Here is a 20,901-nt window from a genome sequence, read left to right as displayed (position 1 = left end):
TTGCCTTTGCGATCGCAGCCCTTATTACAGGCCGCACCGATGATCGTTGGCTCCGCATCACCCGTCGCTGGACACTTTGGGCCTGGCTCTTCCTTTCATTGGGGCTGGTTCTAGGGATGCGCTGGGCTTACGATGTGCTTGGCTGGGGAGGCTATTGGGGCTGGGATCCGGTCGAAATCGCCGCGCTAATGCCCTGGCTGACAGGTACCGCTTTCCTGCACTCGGTCATGATCCAGGAAAAACGCGGGATGTTGAAGCATTGGAATATGATCCTGATCATTCTGACCTTTGATCTTGTTCTCTTTGGTACATTCCTGACCCGTTCAGGTGTCTTATCATCGGTCCACGCTTTCGCGCAAAGTGCAATCGGTCCGATGTTCTTTGTCTTTATCGGGTTCACCTTCATCACCTCGATTGGCTTATTGATCTATCGCTGGGCAGATTTGAAATCTGAAACCGAAATGAATTCGATGCTCTCCCGTGAGGCGCTCTTCCTGTTGAATAACCTTTTCTTCCTGAGCATTTTGGTCGTCAGCTTCTGGGGGGTAATCTTCCCCCTGCTTTCCGAGCTATTCACCGGCTCAAAAGTGACCGTTGGACCTCCCTTCTATGAGCGTGCCACCGGCCCGATCTGGGGTGGCCTGATCCTGTTGATGGGTGTTGCCCCCCTCTCTGCCTGGGGTCACTCCACCATTAAAACACTCGGGCGTGCCATTTGGAAACCAGCCCTCTTTGCCCTGCTCGCCCCCATTTATGCTTATCTCAGCGGTATCCACAATTGGATTGCCCTGGGCGGCTTCACCCTGGTAGCACTGGTCATCACTGTGACCCTCTACGAATTTTGGCGAGGGGCGCGTGCCCGCAGCCGTAAATCAGACGAGAATTTCATCACCGCCCTGTGGCAACTGATCAAGCGTAACCGCCGTCGCTATGGTGGCTATATCATCCATATCAGCATGGTTTTAATGGCGATCGGTATTATCGGTATCGAACTCTTTCAAACCGAAACTCAAAAACACATTGCTGTTAACGATACAATCTCACTGGCCGGTTATGACCTGCATTACGATCAATTGGATCAGTTCCGCCACAAAGATGGTCGTTGGATCACCCGTGCAGAAATTAGCGTAAGCAAGGATGGCGAGGACATTGGGAATATCGCTCCACGCTTCGATATTTACCCGGATGGGCAACCGATGACCATCCCCGGCGTTCGCAGCACCCTTGTTGATGATATTTACGTGGTTCTGATCAACTGGGAAGGAATCACCCCTGAAAGCACTCCATTCAAGGTTTATCACAACCCACTCGTAAAATGGGTCTGGATTGGCAGTTATGTTTTCATCATTGGTATTTTAATTGCAGCCTGGCCCGAAAAAGAGGATTAATAGATAAAAAAGTGCGTCGCACCTGTGGAAGGGCTTGCTACTGTTTAGGAAAGTTGCTGTGTCTATAAGCATTTCCCCATAAAAGGGATTACAGTTCCTGAGCGGAGCGACCAAACGGGAGCGCAGTCGCCTGTACCCGAATGGGTGAAGGATGAGTTATGCAAACGCCACGCTTCGTCTCCGCTCAGAGACTGGGTGCTTCTCAAAAAGGAATAATTATGAAAAAAATCTACCCTCTGATGCTGATCGTTATTCTGCTCGCTCTGCTCTCTGTGAGTACGGTTGCCGCCCAGGATGGTGTGGATGATGTCAGCGATGACCAGGTTAACGCCATTGCCAAACAACTTTTCTGCCCGGTCTGTGAGAATACGCCCCTCGATGTTTGTGAGACCCAAGCCTGCAAACAATGGCGTGAGCTGATCCGGTTGAAGATATCAGAAGGCTGGACAGAACCTGAGATCAAGCAGTATTTTGTCGATAATTACGGCGAACGCGTGCTTTCAGAACCGAAACGCGAGGGCTTCAGCTTGCTGGTCTATTTCGTACCGCCCATGATCATACTTTTTGGCGCAGTGATCCTCTTCCGCGCGTTGCGGGAATGGAAAATCGACGGGGACGATGCTCCTGAAATGGGGGCAAGCTCAGGGTTCACGGACGATTCGGGTGATTCCGATGATGATTATATTGCTCGCCTGGAAGAAGAAATGCGTAAACAAGACTAAAAATCCCTCCCCCGCAAGCAAGAGATGGACTGGTTCTCCTCCTGTGAAACGGGGGGAGTTAGAGGGGGGCAAAATGGAGAATAATATGACTGAAGAAAATATTCCTGAAAACACAGCCCCAAATCGAGGGGTACCGCTTTGGGCCCAGATCACCATCTGGACAGCTTTGGTTGCCCTGCTGGTGGTTGTCTTTATGGGCCTGCAACGCGCTCAACAAGGGCATGTGCCTGAGGGTAGTAAAACTGAAGGATTTAGCTTCACTATGCCGCTCTTCGATGGCTACGGGTATGAAGGCCAATCAGAGATCGCGCTGGAATCTTTGCGCGGCAAGATCGTGGTGCTCAATTTCTGGGCGTCCTGGTGTGTAACCTGCAAAGATGAGGCGCGTGAACTTGAAGAGGCCTGGCGCTATTATCAGCCCGGTGGCGAGGTGGTATTCCTCGGTATTGATTATGTCGATACGGAGCCTGAAGCGCTCAGCTACCTCAAGGAATTTGATATTACCTACCCCAACGGCCCCGATATGGGCACCAAAATTTCACAGGCCTTTCGCATTCAGGGTGTCCCTGAAACCTATTTTCTTGATCGAAATGGCGTTGTTAAGCATGTTCAACTTGGCCCATTCAGCTCTACCGGGCAGATCATGGCTCAGATCGAATCGCTCCTGGCTGAATAAAATATTTTACCCAAATACTCTCTTAGGTCTACATAACAAGAAAGAAAAACTATGGATATTGGCGCTATTTTCTTACTTCTCGCTTTGATAACTTTGGTTGGCATGTATCTGGCACAGCCCTTTTTGGAACGACGCAATCAAATCGTCTCTGCCGAAGAACTGGAACTATCTTCCCTTCTCGCTGAACGTGATCGTTATATTAGCGCGCTCAAGGAATTGGATTTTGATCATACCCTGGGCAAGATCCCAGCCGGGGAATATCCTGTCCAGCGCGAGGAATTGCTTAATAAAGGCGTGGACGCCCTCCGTCGTCTGGATGCTTATCAGGCTGGCGGGGCTCCGACAACGACAGCAGAAGATCGCCTTGAGGCCGTCATCGCTGCCCACCGTGCAGATGCAACTGATGCTCCTGGTGCGGATGGCACAGATGATGAACTTGAATCACTCATTGCAGCACGACGGAGCAAGCGCAAAGAAAAATCAGGAGGATTTTGCCCGAACTGCGGACATCCCATCCTGGGCAATGACAAATTCTGTACAAACTGCGGAAAAGCTAAATCGTAAATCCGTAATGATGGGGGTAAACTCACCCTGGCAAAAGGATCTCGTATGAAATCTCGTTTCATCATTTTATTCACTTTATCAGTGCTACTTTCATCCTGTGTTTCGTTGGCTGAGGATATTACGCCACCGCCGAATTACGTTGCCCCAACGCCTCGTCCAACAATGGCACCGGCCTGGCCTGAAAAAACTCCCAACGCCGCAAACGGCGCACCTATTTTCGCTGAAAAATGTGCTCCCTGCCACGGCGAGACGGGGCTGGGCGATGGTGTTCAAAGCGCACAACTTCCCAATCCCGCCACTGCGCTCGGTTCAGCCGATATCGCTGCAGAAGCTTCCCCGGTTGATTGGTACATTGCTGTCACAAAAGGAAATCTTGAATCATTCATGCCGCCCTTCACCAGTCTCTCTGATGCAGAACGCTGGGATGTGGTTGCCTATGCCTTTAGTTTGAGTACCTCCTCAGAGGAGATTGCTCGCGGCGAAAACCTGTATCAGGCTGAGTGTGCTGAATGTCATGGCGAAGATGGAACAGGGGCTACATCTACGATCGATTTTACAGACCAGGACTTCATGTCTACTCGCTCGGCAGCCTTGCAGGCAGAAACTATCATTGCTGGAACAGATAGCGACATGCCCCCTTATGGTGAGAAATTCAGCGATGCGGAAATTTCCGCGCTGACGAGTTATATCCGTTCCTTTACTTTTGACTTCGCCCTTGAAGAAGCGACCGCGGATGAACCGGTGGCTACCGAAGCCTCGGCTGTAGATACAGCAGAAACACCCCTCGCCGAATCCACACCCGATGGGGATGAGCAAACCCCAACAGAGGCAGTCGCGGCAGAGCCAACGGCACCCCCCATCCTGGAAGGTTTTGGGACCATTACCGGCACGGTTACAAATGGCTCGGGTGGTGAGCTGCCCTCAGGTTTAATCGTCGAATTGCAGGGCTACGATCATGATGTGGCGACTGGGAGCTTTAATGAAGCGCTCCTGGTAGAAGCACCCATCGCTGCAGATGGAACCTTTATTTTTGAAAATATCGAAATGCCCGATCAACGCGCTTTTGTGACAGTTGTCTATGAAGGCGAGCTCTCTTATGGCTCTGAGCCAGGGTTTGTGACTGAGGGGATCAACACACTCGACCTGCCCATCACTTATTATCCAACCAAAACTGATGCCTCTGTGCTGAGCGTGGATCGTTTGCATATCTTCTTTGAATTTCCTGACCCCAGCTTCGAGATCGTACAGGTTATAGAAGTTTTCGTGGTGACAAACCCAACCGATTATGCCATCGCTCCCGAAGAAGAGGGACAGGCTGTGCTTGAGTTCGTCCTGCCCGAAGATGCCGAAAATATTCAATTTGAAGACGGGGCTTTTGGCGAACGCTATACCAAAACAGAGCATGGCTTTGGCGATACCGCTGCCGTTGCACCAGGCATGGGACAGCACCAGATCATCGTTTTCTTCGAACTGCCATACGGCAAAAAGATGGACTTCACACAGGCGATCAATCACCCCATCAGTTCGGCCATTGCCATGGTTCCGCAAGGGATCAAGCTCAAAAGCGATATGCTCCAAAACAGCGGCCAACGCGACGCCCAAGGCTTGGTGTACGATGTTTACGCAAGCCAACCCCTACCGATTGGTGCAATGCTGACGATGAATATTTCGGGTAAACTTGCCTCCAATACTCCTGTCAGCGAAGCTGATTCACAGAAAAATATCATTTTTGGTGCCATTTCCTTTGGCGTCGTCTTGATCGGCGCGGGTCTGTGGTACTTTAGACGCAGCAAGGAAGACGACGATTTATACGATGACGATGATGAGGTCGAATTTGATGATGCTGAAAAGATCATGGATGCCATCATCGCCCTTGACGACGCATTTCGCGCTGGTGATATCAGCGAAGAAGTCTTCAATAAACGCCGCGCTGATTTAAAAACGCAGTTGAAAGAATTAATTTAAACACTTATGATAAAAGTTCGCAAACTCGTCAAACGTTTTGGTCTAAAAACAGTCTTGCGCGGCATGGATTTCTCCGTTGAATCGGGAGAATTCGTTGCCTTGATCGGGCCGAATGGCGCGGGGAAAACCACTTTTCTGCGCATCCTGGCCTCGTTGGCGCGTCCCTCCATGGGACTGGTGAGCGTTGCCGGGTATCAACTCCCCAGGCAGGCCGCAGATGTACGTCGACGGCTGGGAGTGGTTTCCCATCAACCCCTGCTCTATGTCGATCTGACGGCTGCCGAAAATATGACCTTCTATGGACGGATGTACAATCTTCCCAATCTTAATGACCGAATCGATGAGGTTATCGAGTTGGTCGGGTTAACAAATCGACGGAACGACCTCGTCCGGACATATTCCCGCGGGATGCAACAACGGCTTGCCATTGGGCGTGCTGTTCTCCACAACCCGGACGTGATACTCTTCGACGAGCCTTATACCGGTCTAGATCAGGATGCCTCTGCCATGCTCGATGAGGTACTCCGCACCGTCGCTGCCCGTGGTCGGACCGTGGTAATGACCTCTCATGATCTGGCCCGCACCGAGGATCTTGCCACCCGCTTTGATGTGCTCTCACGCGGCAAGATCGCAGCCTCAGCCACACATAAGGATTTTGGTTCAGGGAATTTACTGAGTTTCTACAAAGGTGTGCTGGAAGAGGGGAGGCAGAATTGAAAAAGATAATAGAAGATAGAAGTCCCCTCTCCCTCAGGGAGAGGGCGGAGGGTGAGGGTAAAACCCCCTCTGGCAACTACCTGCGTGCCATCGGCGCTGTCGCCTGGAAAGATCTGGCCGCAGAACTGCGCTCAAAAGAATTGCTTTCCGCGATGCTGGTCTTCGCCCTTTTGGTCATCTTTATCTTCAACTTCGCCCTTGAACTGGATGTGAAAACACGCGACTCAGTTACCTCCGGTGTTCTCTGGGTGACCTTTGTCTTTGCTGGAACTTTGGGTCTCAATCGCTCAATGGCCATCGAAAAAGATCGCGGCTGCCTGGATGGGCTGCTGCTCGCACCCGTCGATCGGAGCGCGATCTATTTTGGGAAGGCGATCAGCAATCTGGCCTTTATGTTGATTGTTGAAATCATTGTATTACCTGTTTATAGCCTTCTATACAATACCAATCTTTTTCAACCAGGTTTGCTTCTGATCATTCTGCTCGGATCTATCGGTTATACTGCTGTTGGCACCTTGCTCTCGGCAATGAGCGTCCAAACCCGCACAAGGGATGTGATGCTCCCAATCCTGCTTTTCCCAATCATTTTACCCGTTGTGATCGCAGCCATCAGGGCCAGCGGAGCCTATTTACAAAATATGCCCTTCGACCAGATTTTGCCCTGGCTCAACCTATTAATTGTTTACGATGTGATTTTCATTGCAGTCGCCTTTATGGTTTTTGACTACGTCGTTGAAGAATAATTTATTGGAGAATATTTTATGAAAACAAAACCTTCTGCACTCAAAGCACTCGATATTGCCTCTCTCATCCTGTTGGCCGTCGCCACTTACCTGGCATTGGTTTTTGCGCCAACCGAGCGGGTAATGGGAGATGTCCAACGTGTCTTCTACTTCCACGTCGCAACGGCCTGGGTCGGTTTACTGGGATTTGTCGCCGCGGGCGTGACCGGCATCATCTACCTGCGCACCCAGGACCTGAAATGGGATCTGGTGGAGCAGGCAGCAGTTGAGATCAGCCTGGTCTTCTTCTTTATTACCATTATCCTTGGTTCGATCTGGGCACGCCCGATCTGGAATACCTGGTGGACATGGGACCCGCGTCTGACCTCCGCCTCCATCGTTGAGCTGATCTACCTCGCCTACCTGATGCTGCGCCAGGGCATCGAAGATCCTGACCGCCGGGCACGTTTTGGCGCGGTCTACACCCTGGTTGGTGCGATCAGTGTTCCGATCACCTTTCTTTCCATCCGCCTCTTCCGCACCATTCACCCGGTCGTGATCGGCAATGAAAGTTCAGCTGCCGAAGGTGGCTTTGCCATGACCGGCGATATGAAAATCGCCTTCTTCTTCGCGCTTTTCGCCTTCACCATCATCTTTATCGATCTCTTCTGGAACCGCATCCGCCTCGGACATTTACAGCAAAAGGTGGAGCAATTGAAATTAAAGGTAATGGACTAAAAAACCTTAACACAAAGGTCACGAGGAATATCTTTGCCTGCACTGTGCGCAGGCACACGTGTGTTCTTTGAGCCTTTGTGGTGAATAAATAGGAGCCAAAAATGTTATTTCAAAATACCATCGATACGTCCAGTTATATGATCGCCGGATATTCAATTTTCTTCGGCGTGACCATTATTTACCTTTTCAGCCTCTACACTCGCTGGCGCAACCTGCTCCGCGATCTTGAAACACTGGAAGAATTGGAAGACAAATAAATCTACATTCTTTGATGACAGTTACTTTTGAAGTGACTGTCATCTTGGAAAAAGCCTGCCTTTGCAGGCTTTTTTGATTCCCAACAGTGCTATACTTTGGAGAAAGAGGTAAAACAAAAAAAGTATCTCAATATTCAGGCCAGGTATGAAACCAAATAGAATTATTTTAATCAGACACGGAGAATCAGAAGGAAATGTTGATCGGGAACAATATGGCAAAATTCCCGATTTCTCTCTGAATTTAACAGAAAAAGGGATAGATCAGGCCAGGAAAGCAGGCGCTGAAATAAAAAATATCATTGGTGCTGAAACGGTTGGCGTATATATCTCTCCCTTTTATCGAACACGACAGACTCTTAAATATCTCAGGGAAAATATCGAAGAAAATATTACCAGCGCATCCGAAGACCCTCGCATCCGCGAACAGGAATGGGGGCATCTCAGACCACTGGAAGAAAATGAAGACATAAAAATCGAGCGTAATGAATACAGTACATTTTACTTCCGAATTCCTGATGGAGAATCTGGCGCAGATGTTTTTGATCGGGTCAGTACCTTTCTGGAAACGCTCCATCGTGATTTTCGAAAACCGGACTTCCCCGAAAATGCGCTCATCGTTACTCACGGCATGACCTTACGTCTTTTCCTCATGCGCTGGTATCACTGGACAGTGGAAGAATTCGAAAATATCCGCAACCCAAAGAATTGTCAAATTATTGTCATGGAAAAGCAGGATGATGATAAATATGAACTAATTGGCGACCTGAAAAAGAGAAATCCTTGACAACCTTCAAAGCCATCTTCTCCCCCATTTCCGCCTCTGAAACGCTGAAAAAACGAGGGCAAGCCATTCGTGAGTGCGTCCGCGAGGTCGGGTTTCATGGCGCAACGGCGCTGGTCGCCATTGGCGTCGAATAAAATCCAAGTAGTGCCTCGCACCAAACCGATGGGAGCACCCCACACAGTACGGTGCGAGGCACTGCCTAATCATAAAAGGAAAAAATATGACCAACCCACATCTCTCTCTTGACCAGAAGATCGTCGGCGATATCTACACCAGCGGCGAGTCGATGGAAAATCTCTCGGTGCTCTGCGATGATTTCGGCTCCCGCTTTGGTGGCACAAAAGGCGAGCGTTTGGCCGCTGATTTCATCAAAGCCAAATATAAAGAATATGGCCTGAGCAATGCCCATCTGGAGCCTTTCGAATATCTTGGCTGGGAACGCGGCGAAGTTAAACTTGAGATCATCAGTCCGATCCAAAAAGAGATTCCCTGTATCACGCTGCCACATTCGCCACCTGTTACTATGGAGGCTGAAATCTTCGATATAGGCCCGGGTGCGCCAAATGATTTTGATACCCTTGGCGACAAGATCAAGGGCAAGATATTGATGACCAATAGTGAAATTTTCCCGAAGAAGGTCAAGCGCTGGGTCCATCGCCAGGAAAAATATGGGCGCAGTCTGATGGCGGGTGCGATCGGTTTTATTTTTGTCAACCATTATCCTGGCTACGGTCCGGCAACGGGTGGGATCGGCGATTATGACTCGGCAGGGCCAATTCCTGGCATTTCGATCACCAGGGAGGACGGTGCCTTTATCCAGCGGCTCGCGAAACGCAAGGGAACCGTCAAAATCAGGTTAACCAGCACTGACAAACTTTCCAAGATGACTTCCTGGAACGTGGTCGGCGAATTGCCCGGCACAGTGAAACCGGAGGAGATCATTATGCTCGGCAGTCATTACGATGGGCATGATATATCTCAAGGAGCCAGCGATCCGGCATCCGGTGTGGTTGCTGTAATGGAAGCTGCCCGGGTTTTGGCAAAATATGCCGGAAAACTACCGCGCACGATCCGCTTTGTGATGTGGGGCGTCGAAGAAATCGGCCTGCTTGGTTCCTATGAATATGCGCGTGCTCATGCCGACGAACTAGAGAATATTCGTTTCTATCTCAATATGGATGGCGCAGGTGGAAGCCCCTCCAAGGATATCAATCTTCATGAGTGGCCCTCCTTGCAGGATACTGTCGAAGGCTATCGAAAAGAAATGGCGCTTGATTTTGCGATTGGGCAGGCCTTCCATTCGGCTTCCGACCATTACCCCTTCCTGCTCAAGGGCGTAATCACCGCAGGCATCGAAGCCGTCCAAATAACCCGTGGCGGACGCGGGTATGGTCACACACAATACGACACGGTGGATAAGGTCACCTTGCAGGGTTTGCAGGATGCGGCCTCCATGGCGGCCCGGATGGCGCTCCGCGTTGCGCTCGAGGAAAATTGGCCTGCTTCCCCGCGGGATGCAGAATCTGTTGACAAGCTTTTGAATCAGCCGGACCGCACCGAGATTCAGGCTTATCTCAAAAGGGTGAAAGCTTTTTACAAAGAAATTGCATAATGTCTCTTCAAGTTGCCATCATCGGAGGTGGCCCTGCTGGATTGATGGCCGCAGAGGTCTTGCAAAATAGCGGTGTAAAAGTTTCGCTCTATGAAGCCATGCCTTCCCCGGGACGGAAATTCCTCGTCGCGGGGAAGGGTGGTCTAAACCTGACCCATTCGGAGCCATACGAAGATTTTCTCTCTCGATATGGTTCACGTCGCCCACAAATCGAGCCTTTGCTGGATGTCTTCGGCCCAAAAGAACTCTGCGCATGGGTAGATAAACTCGGCGTAGAAACCTTCATCGGATCATCAGGGCGTGTTTTCCCCAAAGGAATGAAAACCACTCCCCTTCTGAATGCCTGGCTGGATCAACTAAAAGACAGCGGTCTGCAAATTTTTATACGACACAAGTGGATCGGTTGGGGCGAAGATAACTCCCTTCACTTTGAGACACCCGATGGAGAGAAAATCGTAGAAGCGGATGCGACCATCCTTGCATTGGGTGGTGGCAGCCGACCGGAATTGGGCAGTGATGGAAGCTGGATTCCACTTTTGATAGAACGTGGGGTTGAAATTGCCCCTTTGAAACCCTCCAATTGCGGGTTTGACCTCAACTGGACCGATCTTTTTCGGGATAAATTTGAAGGGGAGCCCATAAAGCCAGTGGCAATCAGTTTTAAGGATGAAAGAAAGCAAGGGGAATTTATTATCACGAATAACGGCATTGAAGGCAGCTTGATCTATGCTTTCTCCGCGAAAATAAGAGATGAAATCGAGCGGGCCGGTAGTGCAACCATAGAACTCGACCTGATGCCCGATTGGACAGAAGCGCTTCTGATTGAGAAATTATCCCAACCGCGCGGCTCACGATCCGTCTCCAGTCATCTGAAAAGAACAATAAATCTTACCGGGGTGAAAACTGGCCTGCTCTGGGAGTATCTACAAAAGAAGGATTTCCTCGATCCCAAAAAGCTGGCCACAAAGATCAAAGCTTTGCCCCTTCCCCTGGTTTCAGCACGTCCAATCGAGGAAGCGATCAGCAGCGCGGGCGGCGTTGCCTTTGAAGCCCTCACTGAAAACTTGATGATCCGCACGCTGCCAGGGATATTTTGCGCCGGGGAGATGCTGGATTGGGAAGCGCCGACCGGGGGGTATTTGTTAACAGCCTGTTTTGCAAGCGGGCACGCCGCAGGTCAGGGCGCGCTGGATTGGCTTTCAGAGTAGTGGGAAAATTCAGTGATAAAGTTGGATGCCTTGCGTAGCCGACCAATATTGTCTGATCGCATCTTTCATCTGTTCATCACCCCCAAATAAGACTACATTTTGAGATTCGTAAGCGGCGACAGCCTCCTGCCAGATCTGCATTTCACCTTCTGGAATGGGATATTCTCTTGCGGATAAATTTTCCGTCATCTCAGCGTGCTGTTCAGGATGCTCCAGCGCATAGGGGATATCGGCATAATACATTAATGGATGTCCTGTCCTTTCGGCAGCCTGACGAACGATAAGATGATCGGGGTGTTTGCCAATAGTCAATGGGCAGACGAGGACATCGCCCTTGAGAAGATTCTCCTGCAAATCGAGGGCAATTCTTTTAATTAAGGCATCGTCAGCGGGGTGAGGTGGGGCAGGAAATTCTCCTGCAAAGAGGTCCTCAGTGTAAAGAGGTTCTCCATCAGCATCATGACGGTATATGCAGTCCAGAAAATCGAAATAACGAGGCATTGCTCCTGCACGCTGCGCAGCTAAACGGTCTTCTGATAAGCGCATGATTAAGGTCTCTTTGGCGGTATCAGTTCCCCAGTCCGCTTGTACCGAGAGGGCTAAATCGGAGAGGGCTGCATTTGCAGATGGCATCCCGCTCATCAAGTTCCAGATTTCAACAGTATCCCCAGCTTGAGATTGTTGATAGATCAAGCCACCACAGGCGAGAATGGCATCGTCCAGATGGGGAGAAAGATATATCCAGCGCATGGGGATGTTGTACCACAAAAATCATGACACATTCCGAATCTAATTTTTGGAATAGATTTTTGATTATTAAACATGGTACATTTTGCCCCCACCCTGCCCTCCCCCGCCAGACTCACAAAATGGTTGACCCAGGTTTTTTTAGCGGGTGAGGAAAGCAACTTTGGGGTTGTGGAACGGGCTTGCCGTTCCACAACCCCAGCTAAAACAGTCCCCCCTTCCAGGATTTGGAAGGGGGGACCACAGGGGGAATGGCGAAAAAAAAACACCTTGTATTCAAGAAGACTTAAAATTCGAGTGTATCAAGTCTCAGCAGTATAGTTTTCTCAGGTGAGTGGTTCTCTAAAATCGTAAATCCCGTTCCGGATGGCATATTTGCTATCGCAGCTCGAACAAATCAGCATCTCAGGCCTCTCTTCGAGCGGTGCCTGATCACATTGAGGACATTGGAAAAATGCGCTTTCTGGCGCTATGGCTGTTTCTCCTACTGCTTCACTAAGCGTAAAAACAGAGGGTGTCAACTGCCACCAATTACCAGTCAGCTGGGCAAAAGAACCTAGCCAGGCCAAGAAATTCGCGGGAAAGATTTTCTTTAGGATTCCAATTCTGAAATGCGACACGGTCAGTTGTCGTTCAAGTGCAAACCCCTCTTCTTTGAGCCAACGACGTACAGTTTCGGGATGAAAGTCAAAATTGAGGGCTGCAAATTCGACTGGCTCAGGCGTAAAGGGGCTCCAATCCTGACGGCGTAGCATATATCGCAAAATGGATTTTAGATTGAGCTTGTTGGCATATTCAAGGATAAATCTGGCAGAGGGCTGTAGAACACGGCGTACCTCTCGGAGTACAGCGGGGGCATCCTTCATATGATGCAGGGTACGGATCATGGTTGCGCCATCAAAGAGACCATCCACAAAAGGAAGCTTGTAGGCATCTGCGGCAACGAAGATATAACGGTCACTTTCTCCAAGCCGTTCCTGGGCTTGCTCGAGTTGGGTGCGCGAGTAGTCGAGCAATACGATGCGTTGAAAACCTTGATAACGTGGGGTATTACGTCCCGCACCGGCGCCAACCTCAAGGAGGAGTTTACCGCTTTTGGGCAAGAGCCGTTTTAGCGCAATCGCTTCTGCAAGGTCTTCATAGACACGACCGCCCTGATCCCAAAAGGAGCTTTGGTAATCAGAGCCTTCGTAGTCACAAACTGGAGGGGTTGTCATCAGCATTCAGTATTCAGTATTCAGTGGTCAGTCTGCAAAGTAGTCTGCTTGTATTTCACTAACTTTCGAAGGGTTACAAAACAATGAAGATTTTCTCATCATACCGCCAAGTAGTCGACCAACTTCAGCAGATTTCCCCAAGAGTATTTCGGCTTTCTCTTGAGAAATATATCCACTATCCTTTGCTACACCAATCCAATGCTGGGTTTCCAGTTGCTCTCCATCAGCATCGGTTAGTTTGCTAATAAAATGTTTCTCATAACGGCGTTTTCCCCAAGCCTCTGCAATTTGTGCACCAACGGAGCGAGATGAGCGACGTATTTGATCTGTCAAAGAGAAAATTTCTTCTCGTGGAAAAGATTTTGTCGTTTCAAAAATCAATTGCCAGAGTACACTCGCTTTTTGATAAACAATCAAATCCTGAAATCTTGATGCGTAACTCATCTTCACGCTCCAACTGACCACTGCTTCCTGATTACTGCTCTAGCTTCCGTTACCGTTGAAGCCACGCCCCATTCCACGATAGTTAAATCCAAGTTCACGGGCTTCTGCTGGGTCGTAAATATTTCTTGCGTCAAAGATGACGGGGGTCTTCATCAGGCCTTTGACCTTTTTCAGACTGAGTTGTTTAAATTCATTCCACTCTGTGACGACGATCAGAGCATCGCAACCTTCGGCCATTGAGTAGGGATCGTCAAACATTTTTACGGCCGGAAGCAGACCTCGGGCAACATCCATTGAAACGGGATCGTATCCACGCACGGTCGCGCCGGCGGCGTTGAGGGCTTTGGCAATATCCGTCGATGGGGCATCCCGCATATCGTCGGTATTCGGTTTGAAGGCCAACCCCAGCAATCCGATCGTTTTTTCTTTTATGCTCCCATCCAACATCTCGGTAAGATGTTCAACAACCAACTCCCGGCGGCGGTAATTCACTATCATCGTCTCGTTCAAAATTTTCGGATCGAGACCTTTTTCCTCAGCCATAAAGGCCAGCGCTCTGACATCTTTCGGGAAACAGGAACCACCCCAACCAAGACCGGCATCGAGGAACATCGGACCGATACGCTTATCGTATCCCATACCAACGGAAACCTCTTTTACATCAGCCCCGAGGACTTCACAAATATCGGCAACCTCATTGATGAAGGAGATTTTGGTCGCCAGGAATGCGTTGGATGCGTATTTGATCATCTCAGCCGTACGGAGGTTTGTGATCACAATCGGCGCACGTAAGGGGAGGTGAAGGTGAGCAACTTTCTCGGCCGCTTCCATGTCCTGCGAACCCAAAACTGTGCGATGCGGGTTCATGAAGTCGCCAATCGCTGAGCCCTCACGCAGAAATTCAGGGCAGGAGACCACTGAAAAATCAATCGGTTTTGGTTGTGCTTCTTTAACGATATCAGCAACCCAGTCACCAGTTCCAACTGGCACCGTGGATTTATTGATCAGGATCAGCGGCTCGGTCATATTTTCGGCAATGGAACGAGCGGCAGCAGCAACATATTGTAAATCTGCATCACCCTCAACACCAGAGGGCGTTCCTACAGCGATAAAAGCAAACTCTGTCCCATCGAGGGCTTCTTTATAAGAGGTGGTGAAGGAAAGACGGCCTGCCTTCACATTTCGCTCAACCAATTCGTCAAGCCCTGGTTCATAGATCGGCATAATCCCTTTATTGAGATTTGCGACACGCTTTTCATCAATATCCAGCGCAATTACACGGTTTCCCAGATCAGCAAAGCAGGCTCCAGAAACAATGCCCACATAACCAACGCCAACAACACATATTTGTTTCATATTTTCCTCACAGAAAGTATTTATTTACACGAAGTAACGGCCCTTAATATACCAGATAAGTCGAGGAGGCGATAATGTATATTGTCATCTCTGCAGGCAGAATTTACAGTTATTACCCAAGCAAATTAACCCTCTGCTGTGGGAGTAATTGTTAGGGTCGGTGTCGGCGTCAACGAGGGGGTTAATGTCTGTGAAGGTGTATACGTTGGCGTTGGCGTTAATGTAATCACAGGTAAACGTGAGTTCCCTAATAAGCCCAGCAATTCAATATACACCCAACCCAATTCCAGGTCCTGATACTCTTCGGGCTGATTGGCAGCAATCCGCAACCAGGTACCCTCCACGTTGCTGGCATCAAAGAACAAACAATCTTCATCTCCCAGATTTCCAATTGCACCATATTGTGTACTTGGTCCTATGCGCACATTTACAAGAAAAGCATTGATGCAATAGCGCAAACCTTCAGGACGACCAGGAATTGGCGGTGCGAGTGAAGGAGTCCGTGTTGGGGTTTTGGTCGGGGTATTTGTATCAGGACCAGGTGGCGTTTTTGTTGGCGGACTTTTGGTAAAAGTGGGGGTGAATGATAATGCAATTTGCGTCAGTCTTGCTTCCGCGGTCTGTGTCCCTTTCCATGAGTATTCATAGGGCAAGCGTGATTGTAAATAACCAAAAACAGCTACAATGATCACTCCCAGCACACTTATTATGGCAACAATGACTTCGGTGGAAAGCTGAAGCCCTGCTGTTTTTTTCTTATCTGTTGTTGAAGGCTCGCTCATCAGAAAACTCCAAATTTTTATCTAAAAAGACCACGTAAATATACTATGCCTTGCCTCTTACTGCAACTTGGCAGGGAGATTATTTATTGGTATATTCTACGCACCATGAAAATACTCTTCGTTGCCGATGGACGCTCCCCAATCGCCCTCAACTGGATCAAATACTGGGCAGAGCAAAACCATGATGTTTTTCTCGCCTCAACATTTCCCTGCGACCCGGATCTGCCGCTCGCACGCGTGGACTTTCTGCCGGTTGCCTTTAGTCGGGCAAAATCCGCCCCTGCGGCAGGATCCCGTCAAAAGAAATCCCTGCTCTGGGGCGCTGCAACGATAAAATTACGCACTGCCATCCGCCATTGGTTGGGACCGCTAACCTTGCCCAGATCCGCCAAGCTGCTCAATAAAATCATTGCTGAAATTCAGCCCGATATTGTCCATGCCATGCGTGTTCCCTACGAGGGGATGCTCGCCGGAACTGCCAAACTCGCCGCAACTGCCAAAAATCTCAGCGCTCAGAAATTCCCGCCTCTGCTGATCTCCATCTGGGGGAACGATTTCACCCTCCATGCCCCCTCCTCCCCGCTTATGCGACTTTATACCCGCAAGGCATTACAAGCCGCCGACGCGCTCCATGCCGATTGTCAGCGTGATATCCATCTGGCAGAAAAGTGGGGATTTGACGCGTCTCGCCCCAGCATTGTTTTGCCCGGCGGCGGCGGGATTGACCAGAACATCTTTTATCCGCCTATCGAGAAGAAATCAGTTCCTGAGCGGAGCGGAGCGCAGTCGCAGGACGACATCTCCAAGAAGCGCTCTTCGACTGCGCCTATACAACCATTAGGGCTCCGCTCAGAGACCGGTGAGACACTCGTCATCAACCCTCGGGGCTTTCGGGGCTACGTCCGCAACGATACATTCTTCAAGGCAATTCCATTGGTCCTGGAAAAACTTCCCGAGGTGAAATTTATCTGCCCAACGATGGCGGGAGAAAGTCAGGCCGAGGCTTGGATCCAGGAGCTGGGAATCTCAAAATCGGTTGAATTGACCCCGCCCCTTGCGCGGGAGCAACTTGCAGATACTTTCCGGCGCGCGCAGGTTTTGGTTTCTCCCAGCACGCACGACGGGACGCCGAATTCTCTCCTTGAAGGAATGGCCTGTGGCTGCTTCCCCATCGCAGGTGATCTGGAATCCATTCGGGAGTGGATCAAGCCCAACGTCAACGGGTTGCTTGTTGATCCTTCCAATGAGAGAGAATTGGCAGATGCGATCATCCGCGCTTTAAATGACGATGGCCTGCGGGTGCAAGCCATCGTGGAAAATCAAAAGATCATCGCCACCCGCGCGGAGTATGGGCACAGCATGGCACAGGCGGTAAAGTTTACAAAAAAAATGCTTCGTAAAACGTAAAAAAAACTATGCTGCGGGAGGTGGGGGTGTGCGCAGCTCGTCCAAACGCTCCCTCAACTCAATCCGACGCGAGTCTGCAGCATTTCGGATTTCAGCCTGAAAAGCCACTCCGCGCTCACGTAACTCGCCGCGCAATTTTTCACCAGATTCGGGGGCGAGCAGTAAGGCAATTGTAGAACCGACCAAACTGCCAACAATAATACCGATCATAAAACCAAACATTTTTCGCATGGGATTCTCCATCTAAAAGTCAATCAACCTCCCTATTATAACGGGTTCCATTGGGAAAGGTAGGGTGATCCTGTCATTAAAAGAACTCAACCTTTGCATTAGCTGAATTTTGTGGAATAATAGCCAGACCGCGCGTATCCTCGTGAACGCGACGATGAAAATTTATTCAAGATATCCAGGCTCAGGGGGCAAAGCCAACGGACTCTACCTGTCAAAGGAGGGTACCATGTCCACAATCTCAACCCTGCAAGCGTCATTGCTTCGCTCGCAGCAGTTAAAAGTCACCACGCGTACATTTCACCAAAAGAAGAAAGATCGTCAGCCGATCAGCATGTTAACGGCCTACGACTATCCCACTGCCCTGTCGATGGATAGAGCCGGTGTCGATTCGATCTTGGTCGGCGACTCTCTCGGGATGGTGGTGCTGGGTTATGAAAACACGCTCCCCGTCACGATGGAGGACATGCTCCACCATTGCAAGGCGGTCGCACGCGGCGCAAAATCCGCGCTGCTGATCGGCGATATGCCCTTCATGTCTTACCAGGTTTCCACGCAGGAAGCTGTCCGCAATGCGGGACGATTTCTGCAGGAGGGTGGGATGGATGCTGTAAAACTGGAGGGGGCCCGTGATCGTTTGGATGCAATTCGATCTATCGTTGGCGCGGGAATCCCTGTAATGGGACATCTCGGGTTAACGCCCCAGTCCGTGCACCAACTTGGCGGATTTCGTGCGCAGGGTAAATCTGCTTCCGCTGCCAAAAATCTACTCGACGAGGCATATCAGCTGCAAGAGGCTGGATGCTTTAGCCTGGTCCTTGAGTCGGTTCCGGCAAAATTAGCGGAGTATATCTCCCAGGAACTTGTTATCCCGACCATCGGCATTGGCGCAGGAGTGGGCTGTGATGGTCAGGTACTCGTTACCCATGATCTGCTGGGTCTCTTTGACAGATTCACACCGCGCTTCGTCAAGAAATATGCCGATTTATATGGCGAGCTGGATCGCGCTTTTAGTGAATATATAGACGAGGTAGAAAGCCATACTTTTCCAGCAGAAGAACATAGCGTAACGATGAATGATTCTGAGTGGGAAGCCTTTCTGTCTTCAGTAAACAGTGAACAATAATTTATAGCTAGGAACGGGTTCCGCCTCACTTCGAGTATTAATATGAAAAATAACAAAATACTCATCGTTGGCACAGGCGCTCTGGCAACGCTTTTCGCGGCCAAACTTTCGGCCATAGGCGTAGATATCACCATGCTTGGATCCTGGCTGGAGGGATTATCTGCTCTCAAAGAAAAGGGGGCAACGCTCGTGGGTATTGATGGAAGTGAGAAATCCTATCCCGTGCGGGTAGTGAGTGATGCCGCAGATTGTGAGGGGGCTGATTTTGCACTGGTCCTGGTCAAGTCCTGGCAAACAGAGCGCACTGCAAGCCAGCTTGGGAAATGTCTTTCCCCTGATGCTTTGGCTGTCACTCTACAAAATGGTTTGGGGAATGGGGAAATCCTTTCCAAAACATTAGGTAGAGAGCGCGTCGCACAGGGGGTGACGACCACAGGTGCATCGTTGCTGGCACCAGGTGTTGCCCGCGCAGGTGGCGAAGGGAAAATCTCAATCGAGACGCATCCGCGTTTGGGGCCTCTATCTGCTATTTTGACGGAGGCAGGCTTCAATCTCGCGGTCGTCCCGAGTGCAGAGTCGCTAATTTGGAGCAAATTGGTGATCAATGCGGCGATCAATCCGCTGACCGCATTGTTGAATATTCCCAATGGAGAATTACTCCTCCGCCCGACCGCAAGGGCTTTGATGGGGGATTTGGCAGATGAGGCAGCATCTGTCGCAGAGGTGCAAAATATCCCGCTTTCATTTGACAATCCTGTCGCCGCAGCAGAAGATGTGGCTGAGCGAACATCCAGTAATATCTCTTCAATGCTGCAAGACTTGCGACGGGGGGCACCAACAGAGATTGATGCAATTTGCGGTGCAGTCACGCGCATAGGAAAGAAATATTCTATCCCAACTCCCCTTAATCAATTGTTTTGGCAACTTGTGCGAGCACGCACAGAAGGTGGGTAATCATGGTAAGATTCAGAAAAAATTACTGTAATTAGGAGAGTTTTTCCCATGCGCAAATGGTTTATTTTCTTGTTATTGGTTGGCTTGTTTCTCTTCCCTACTTTGGTTGAAGCTCAAAGCGGGATCACGATCAAAGAACTTAGAGTCCAGCTATGGCCTGAGTATGATCACCCCGACATGTTGGTGATGCATAGTTTTTCATTAACGGAAGACAGCACGCTGCCAGCCGAATTTCAAATTCAGATCCCGGCTAACGCCAATTTGAATGCTGTCGCAAAAACTATTGAAAATTCAATGGTAAATGTACCCTACGATGCACCGGTAGCAAATGGCGATTGGATCACTATCACCATGTTGATTGACGATCTCGCCAACTATAGGGTGGAATATTATCTGCCACTGGATAAAAACGGTGCCTCACGCAATTTCTCATATTTATGGCAAAGCGATTACCATGTGCAAGAGATGTTTTTACAATTCCAACAACCACCGAACTCAACCAATTTGAGTCTCTCACCAACATTTCCAACTGTCACACCGGTGGCAGATGGCAGTATTTACCATGATCTGATTCCGGGCAGCGTTGCTGGTGGAGAAGATTTCACGCTTTCGATTTCCTACGACAAAGCCAATGATGATCTAACCGTCTCTGCGCTGCCTGTTGAGGTTGGCGGGGGCCTGGATAGTAGTAATGATGGCCTTTCTCTGAGCGATTCCCTGCCTACTATTTTGGTTGGGGCAGGTGTTTTATTAATTGCCGGCGGATTAATGTATTTTTTCATGGCTGGACGCAGCGATAATATGTCCAAGAAAAGTCGGAAACGCCACTCACCAAGCACCGCCTCAGCAGGTGGAAATATCTATTGTCACGAATGCGGCACCCGCGCTCGTTCTGGTGACAAATTCTGCCGTTCCTGTGGAGCAAGAACCAGAGCATAATACAAACCCTTGTTTTTATAGGAAGAATTAATTGACAAAAAAAGCGGATGCGATCGCATCCGCTTTTTCAATTCTTATTTATCAGGAGCTTATTATTCTTTTTTACCGCGCATTAAGAAATAGGCGACAACAACGATAACAAGAATAACAATCAAAGCAATCCATAAAGTAAGGTTCCCGTAAAGGGAAGCTGTTACAATCTCCTCAGAATCTGTCTGAAAATTTTCTAAACCTACCTACTCACGACAGATACCCTTTCGGGCACACGTAATCACAGATAAATGCTGATTTTTTGGATGAATGCCTCGAGGAAACGCCTTTCCAATCCTTTTTATCTATGTTCATCTG

General features: G+C 49.6%; 23 protein-coding genes. 17 read left to right on the top strand and 6 right to left on the bottom strand.

The genetic code is table 11. From position 1 onward, the window contains the following. From AC3DOM_RS04835 to AC3DOM_RS04775, 13 genes are all read left to right on the top strand, one after another. On the top strand, positions 1-1,388 hold a 1,388-nt coding region (locus AC3DOM_RS04835), incomplete at its 5' end, for a heme lyase CcmF/NrfE family subunit (RefSeq protein WP_487917896.1). Positions 1,389-1,606: 218 nt separating this feature from the next. After that, positions 1,607-2,110, top strand: a complete 504-nt coding sequence (locus AC3DOM_RS04830; protein WP_487917895.1) for a cytochrome c-type biogenesis protein — start codon at positions 1,607-1,609, stop codon at positions 2,108-2,110. Between the two features lie 85 nt (positions 2,111-2,195). After that, positions 2,196-2,786: a TlpA family protein disulfide reductase gene (locus AC3DOM_RS04825; RefSeq protein ID WP_487917894.1), complete on the top strand. Its 591-nt coding sequence runs from the start codon at positions 2,196-2,198 to the stop codon at positions 2,784-2,786. 51 nt (positions 2,787-2,837) lie between these two features. Continuing rightward, positions 2,838-3,350 carry a zinc ribbon domain-containing protein gene (locus tag AC3DOM_RS04820; RefSeq protein ID WP_487917893.1) on the top strand — a complete coding sequence of 171 codons (513 nt, stop codon included), beginning with the start codon at positions 2,838-2,840 and terminating at the stop codon, positions 3,348-3,350. Between the two features lie 45 nt (positions 3,351-3,395). After that, a complete protein-coding gene (locus AC3DOM_RS04815; RefSeq protein ID WP_487917892.1) occupies positions 3,396-5,315 on the top strand; it encodes a c-type cytochrome in 1,920 nt (639 codons plus the stop codon). A 6-nt stretch (positions 5,316-5,321) separates the two neighbouring features. Then, positions 5,322-6,032, top strand: coding sequence for a heme ABC exporter ATP-binding protein CcmA (gene ccmA, locus AC3DOM_RS04810; RefSeq protein ID WP_487917891.1), 711 nt, complete (start codon positions 5,322-5,324; stop codon positions 6,030-6,032). Beyond that, the gene (locus tag AC3DOM_RS04805; RefSeq protein WP_487917890.1) at positions 6,029-6,775 is read left to right on the top strand and encodes a heme exporter protein CcmB; all 747 of its coding nucleotides are present in this window, start codon (positions 6,029-6,031) and stop codon (positions 6,773-6,775) included. Before ccmA ends, AC3DOM_RS04805 begins: the two co-directional genes overlap by 4 nt. A gap of 18 nt (positions 6,776-6,793) precedes the next feature. Continuing rightward, positions 6,794-7,492 (top strand): cytochrome c biogenesis protein, encoded by a 699-nt coding sequence (locus AC3DOM_RS04800; protein WP_487917889.1) that lies wholly within the window; start codon positions 6,794-6,796, stop codon positions 7,490-7,492. A gap of 101 nt (positions 7,493-7,593) precedes the next feature. Next, positions 7,594-7,749 (top strand): hypothetical protein, encoded by a 156-nt coding sequence (locus AC3DOM_RS04795; RefSeq protein WP_487917888.1) that lies wholly within the window; start codon positions 7,594-7,596, stop codon positions 7,747-7,749. Positions 7,750-7,894: 145 nt separating this feature from the next. Continuing rightward, positions 7,895-8,533 carry a histidine phosphatase family protein gene (locus AC3DOM_RS04790; RefSeq protein WP_487917887.1) on the top strand — a complete coding sequence of 213 codons (639 nt, stop codon included), beginning with the start codon at positions 7,895-7,897 and terminating at the stop codon, positions 8,531-8,533. Then, positions 8,530-8,667 carry a hypothetical protein gene (locus AC3DOM_RS04785; RefSeq protein WP_487917886.1) on the top strand — a complete coding sequence of 46 codons (138 nt, stop codon included), beginning with the start codon at positions 8,530-8,532 and terminating at the stop codon, positions 8,665-8,667. Before AC3DOM_RS04790 ends, AC3DOM_RS04785 begins: the two co-directional genes overlap by 4 nt. An 86-nt stretch (positions 8,668-8,753) precedes the next feature. Then, entirely contained in the window at positions 8,754-10,145 is a 1,392-nt protein-coding gene (locus AC3DOM_RS04780; RefSeq protein ID WP_487917885.1) for a M20/M25/M40 family metallo-hydrolase, read from the top strand. Further along, complete coding sequence (locus AC3DOM_RS04775) at positions 10,145-11,353, top strand: TIGR03862 family flavoprotein (protein ID WP_487917884.1); 1,209 nt, start codon at positions 10,145-10,147, stop codon at positions 11,351-11,353. Before AC3DOM_RS04780 ends, AC3DOM_RS04775 begins: the two co-directional genes overlap by 1 nt. Positions 11,354-11,362: 9 nt before the next feature. On the opposite strand, the gene AC3DOM_RS04770 is transcribed toward AC3DOM_RS04775, so the two are convergent. The 5 genes from AC3DOM_RS04770 to AC3DOM_RS04750 all read right to left on the bottom strand — a co-directional run bounded on the left by AC3DOM_RS04770 (position 11,363) and on the right by AC3DOM_RS04750 (position 15,899). Continuing rightward, a complete protein-coding gene (locus AC3DOM_RS04770) occupies positions 11,363-12,103 on the bottom strand; it encodes a PIG-L deacetylase family protein (protein WP_487917883.1) in 741 nt (246 codons plus the stop codon). Positions 12,104-12,426: 323 nt separating this feature from the next. After that, the gene (locus AC3DOM_RS04765) at positions 12,427-13,317 is read right to left on the bottom strand and encodes a methyltransferase domain-containing protein (RefSeq protein ID WP_487917882.1); all 891 of its coding nucleotides are present in this window, start codon (positions 13,315-13,317) and stop codon (positions 12,427-12,429) included. Between the two features lie 27 nt (positions 13,318-13,344). Beyond that, positions 13,345-13,761: a four helix bundle protein gene (locus tag AC3DOM_RS04760; protein ID WP_487917881.1), complete on the bottom strand. Its 417-nt coding sequence runs from the start codon at positions 13,759-13,761 to the stop codon at positions 13,345-13,347. Positions 13,762-13,800: 39 nt separating this feature from the next. Continuing rightward, positions 13,801-15,117: a UDP-glucose dehydrogenase family protein gene (locus tag AC3DOM_RS04755; protein WP_487917880.1), complete on the bottom strand. Its 1,317-nt coding sequence runs from the start codon at positions 15,115-15,117 to the stop codon at positions 13,801-13,803. A gap of 125 nt (positions 15,118-15,242) precedes the next feature. Further along, on the bottom strand, positions 15,243-15,899 hold the full coding sequence (locus AC3DOM_RS04750; protein ID WP_487917879.1) for a hypothetical protein: 657 nt from the start codon (positions 15,897-15,899) through the stop codon (positions 15,243-15,245). Between the two features lie 105 nt (positions 15,900-16,004). Between AC3DOM_RS04750 and AC3DOM_RS04745 the strand changes: the two genes are divergently transcribed. Continuing rightward, complete coding sequence (locus AC3DOM_RS04745) at positions 16,005-17,306, top strand: glycosyltransferase family 4 protein (RefSeq protein ID WP_487917878.1); 1,302 nt, start codon at positions 16,005-16,007, stop codon at positions 17,304-17,306. Between the two features lie 6 nt (positions 17,307-17,312). Here the strand turns inward: AC3DOM_RS04745 and AC3DOM_RS04740 are convergent, their stop codons facing one another. Beyond that, positions 17,313-17,537: a YtxH domain-containing protein gene (locus tag AC3DOM_RS04740; protein ID WP_487917877.1), complete on the bottom strand. Its 225-nt coding sequence runs from the start codon at positions 17,535-17,537 to the stop codon at positions 17,313-17,315. A 226-nt stretch (positions 17,538-17,763) separates the two neighbouring features. Between AC3DOM_RS04740 and panB the strand changes: the two genes are divergently transcribed. Genes panB through AC3DOM_RS04725 form a run of 3 tightly spaced genes read left to right on the top strand, consistent with a single transcriptional unit; the run spans position 17,764 to position 20,553 of the window. After that, positions 17,764-18,660 carry a 3-methyl-2-oxobutanoate hydroxymethyltransferase gene (gene panB / locus AC3DOM_RS04735; protein ID WP_487917876.1) on the top strand — a complete coding sequence of 299 codons (897 nt, stop codon included), beginning with the start codon at positions 17,764-17,766 and terminating at the stop codon, positions 18,658-18,660. A gap of 42 nt (positions 18,661-18,702) precedes the next feature. Further along, on the top strand, positions 18,703-19,614 hold the full coding sequence (locus AC3DOM_RS04730; RefSeq protein ID WP_487917875.1) for a ketopantoate reductase family protein: 912 nt from the start codon (positions 18,703-18,705) through the stop codon (positions 19,612-19,614). 48 nt (positions 19,615-19,662) lie between these two features. Beyond that, positions 19,663-20,553, top strand: a complete 891-nt coding sequence (locus AC3DOM_RS04725) for a zinc ribbon domain-containing protein (protein ID WP_487917874.1) — start codon at positions 19,663-19,665, stop codon at positions 20,551-20,553. The last annotated feature ends 348 nt before the right edge of the window (positions 20,554-20,901 follow it).

It is taken from the genome of Candidatus Desulfolinea nitratireducens, assembly GCF_982879505.1.
This window is presented reverse-complemented; position numbering and strand designations above follow the sequence as displayed.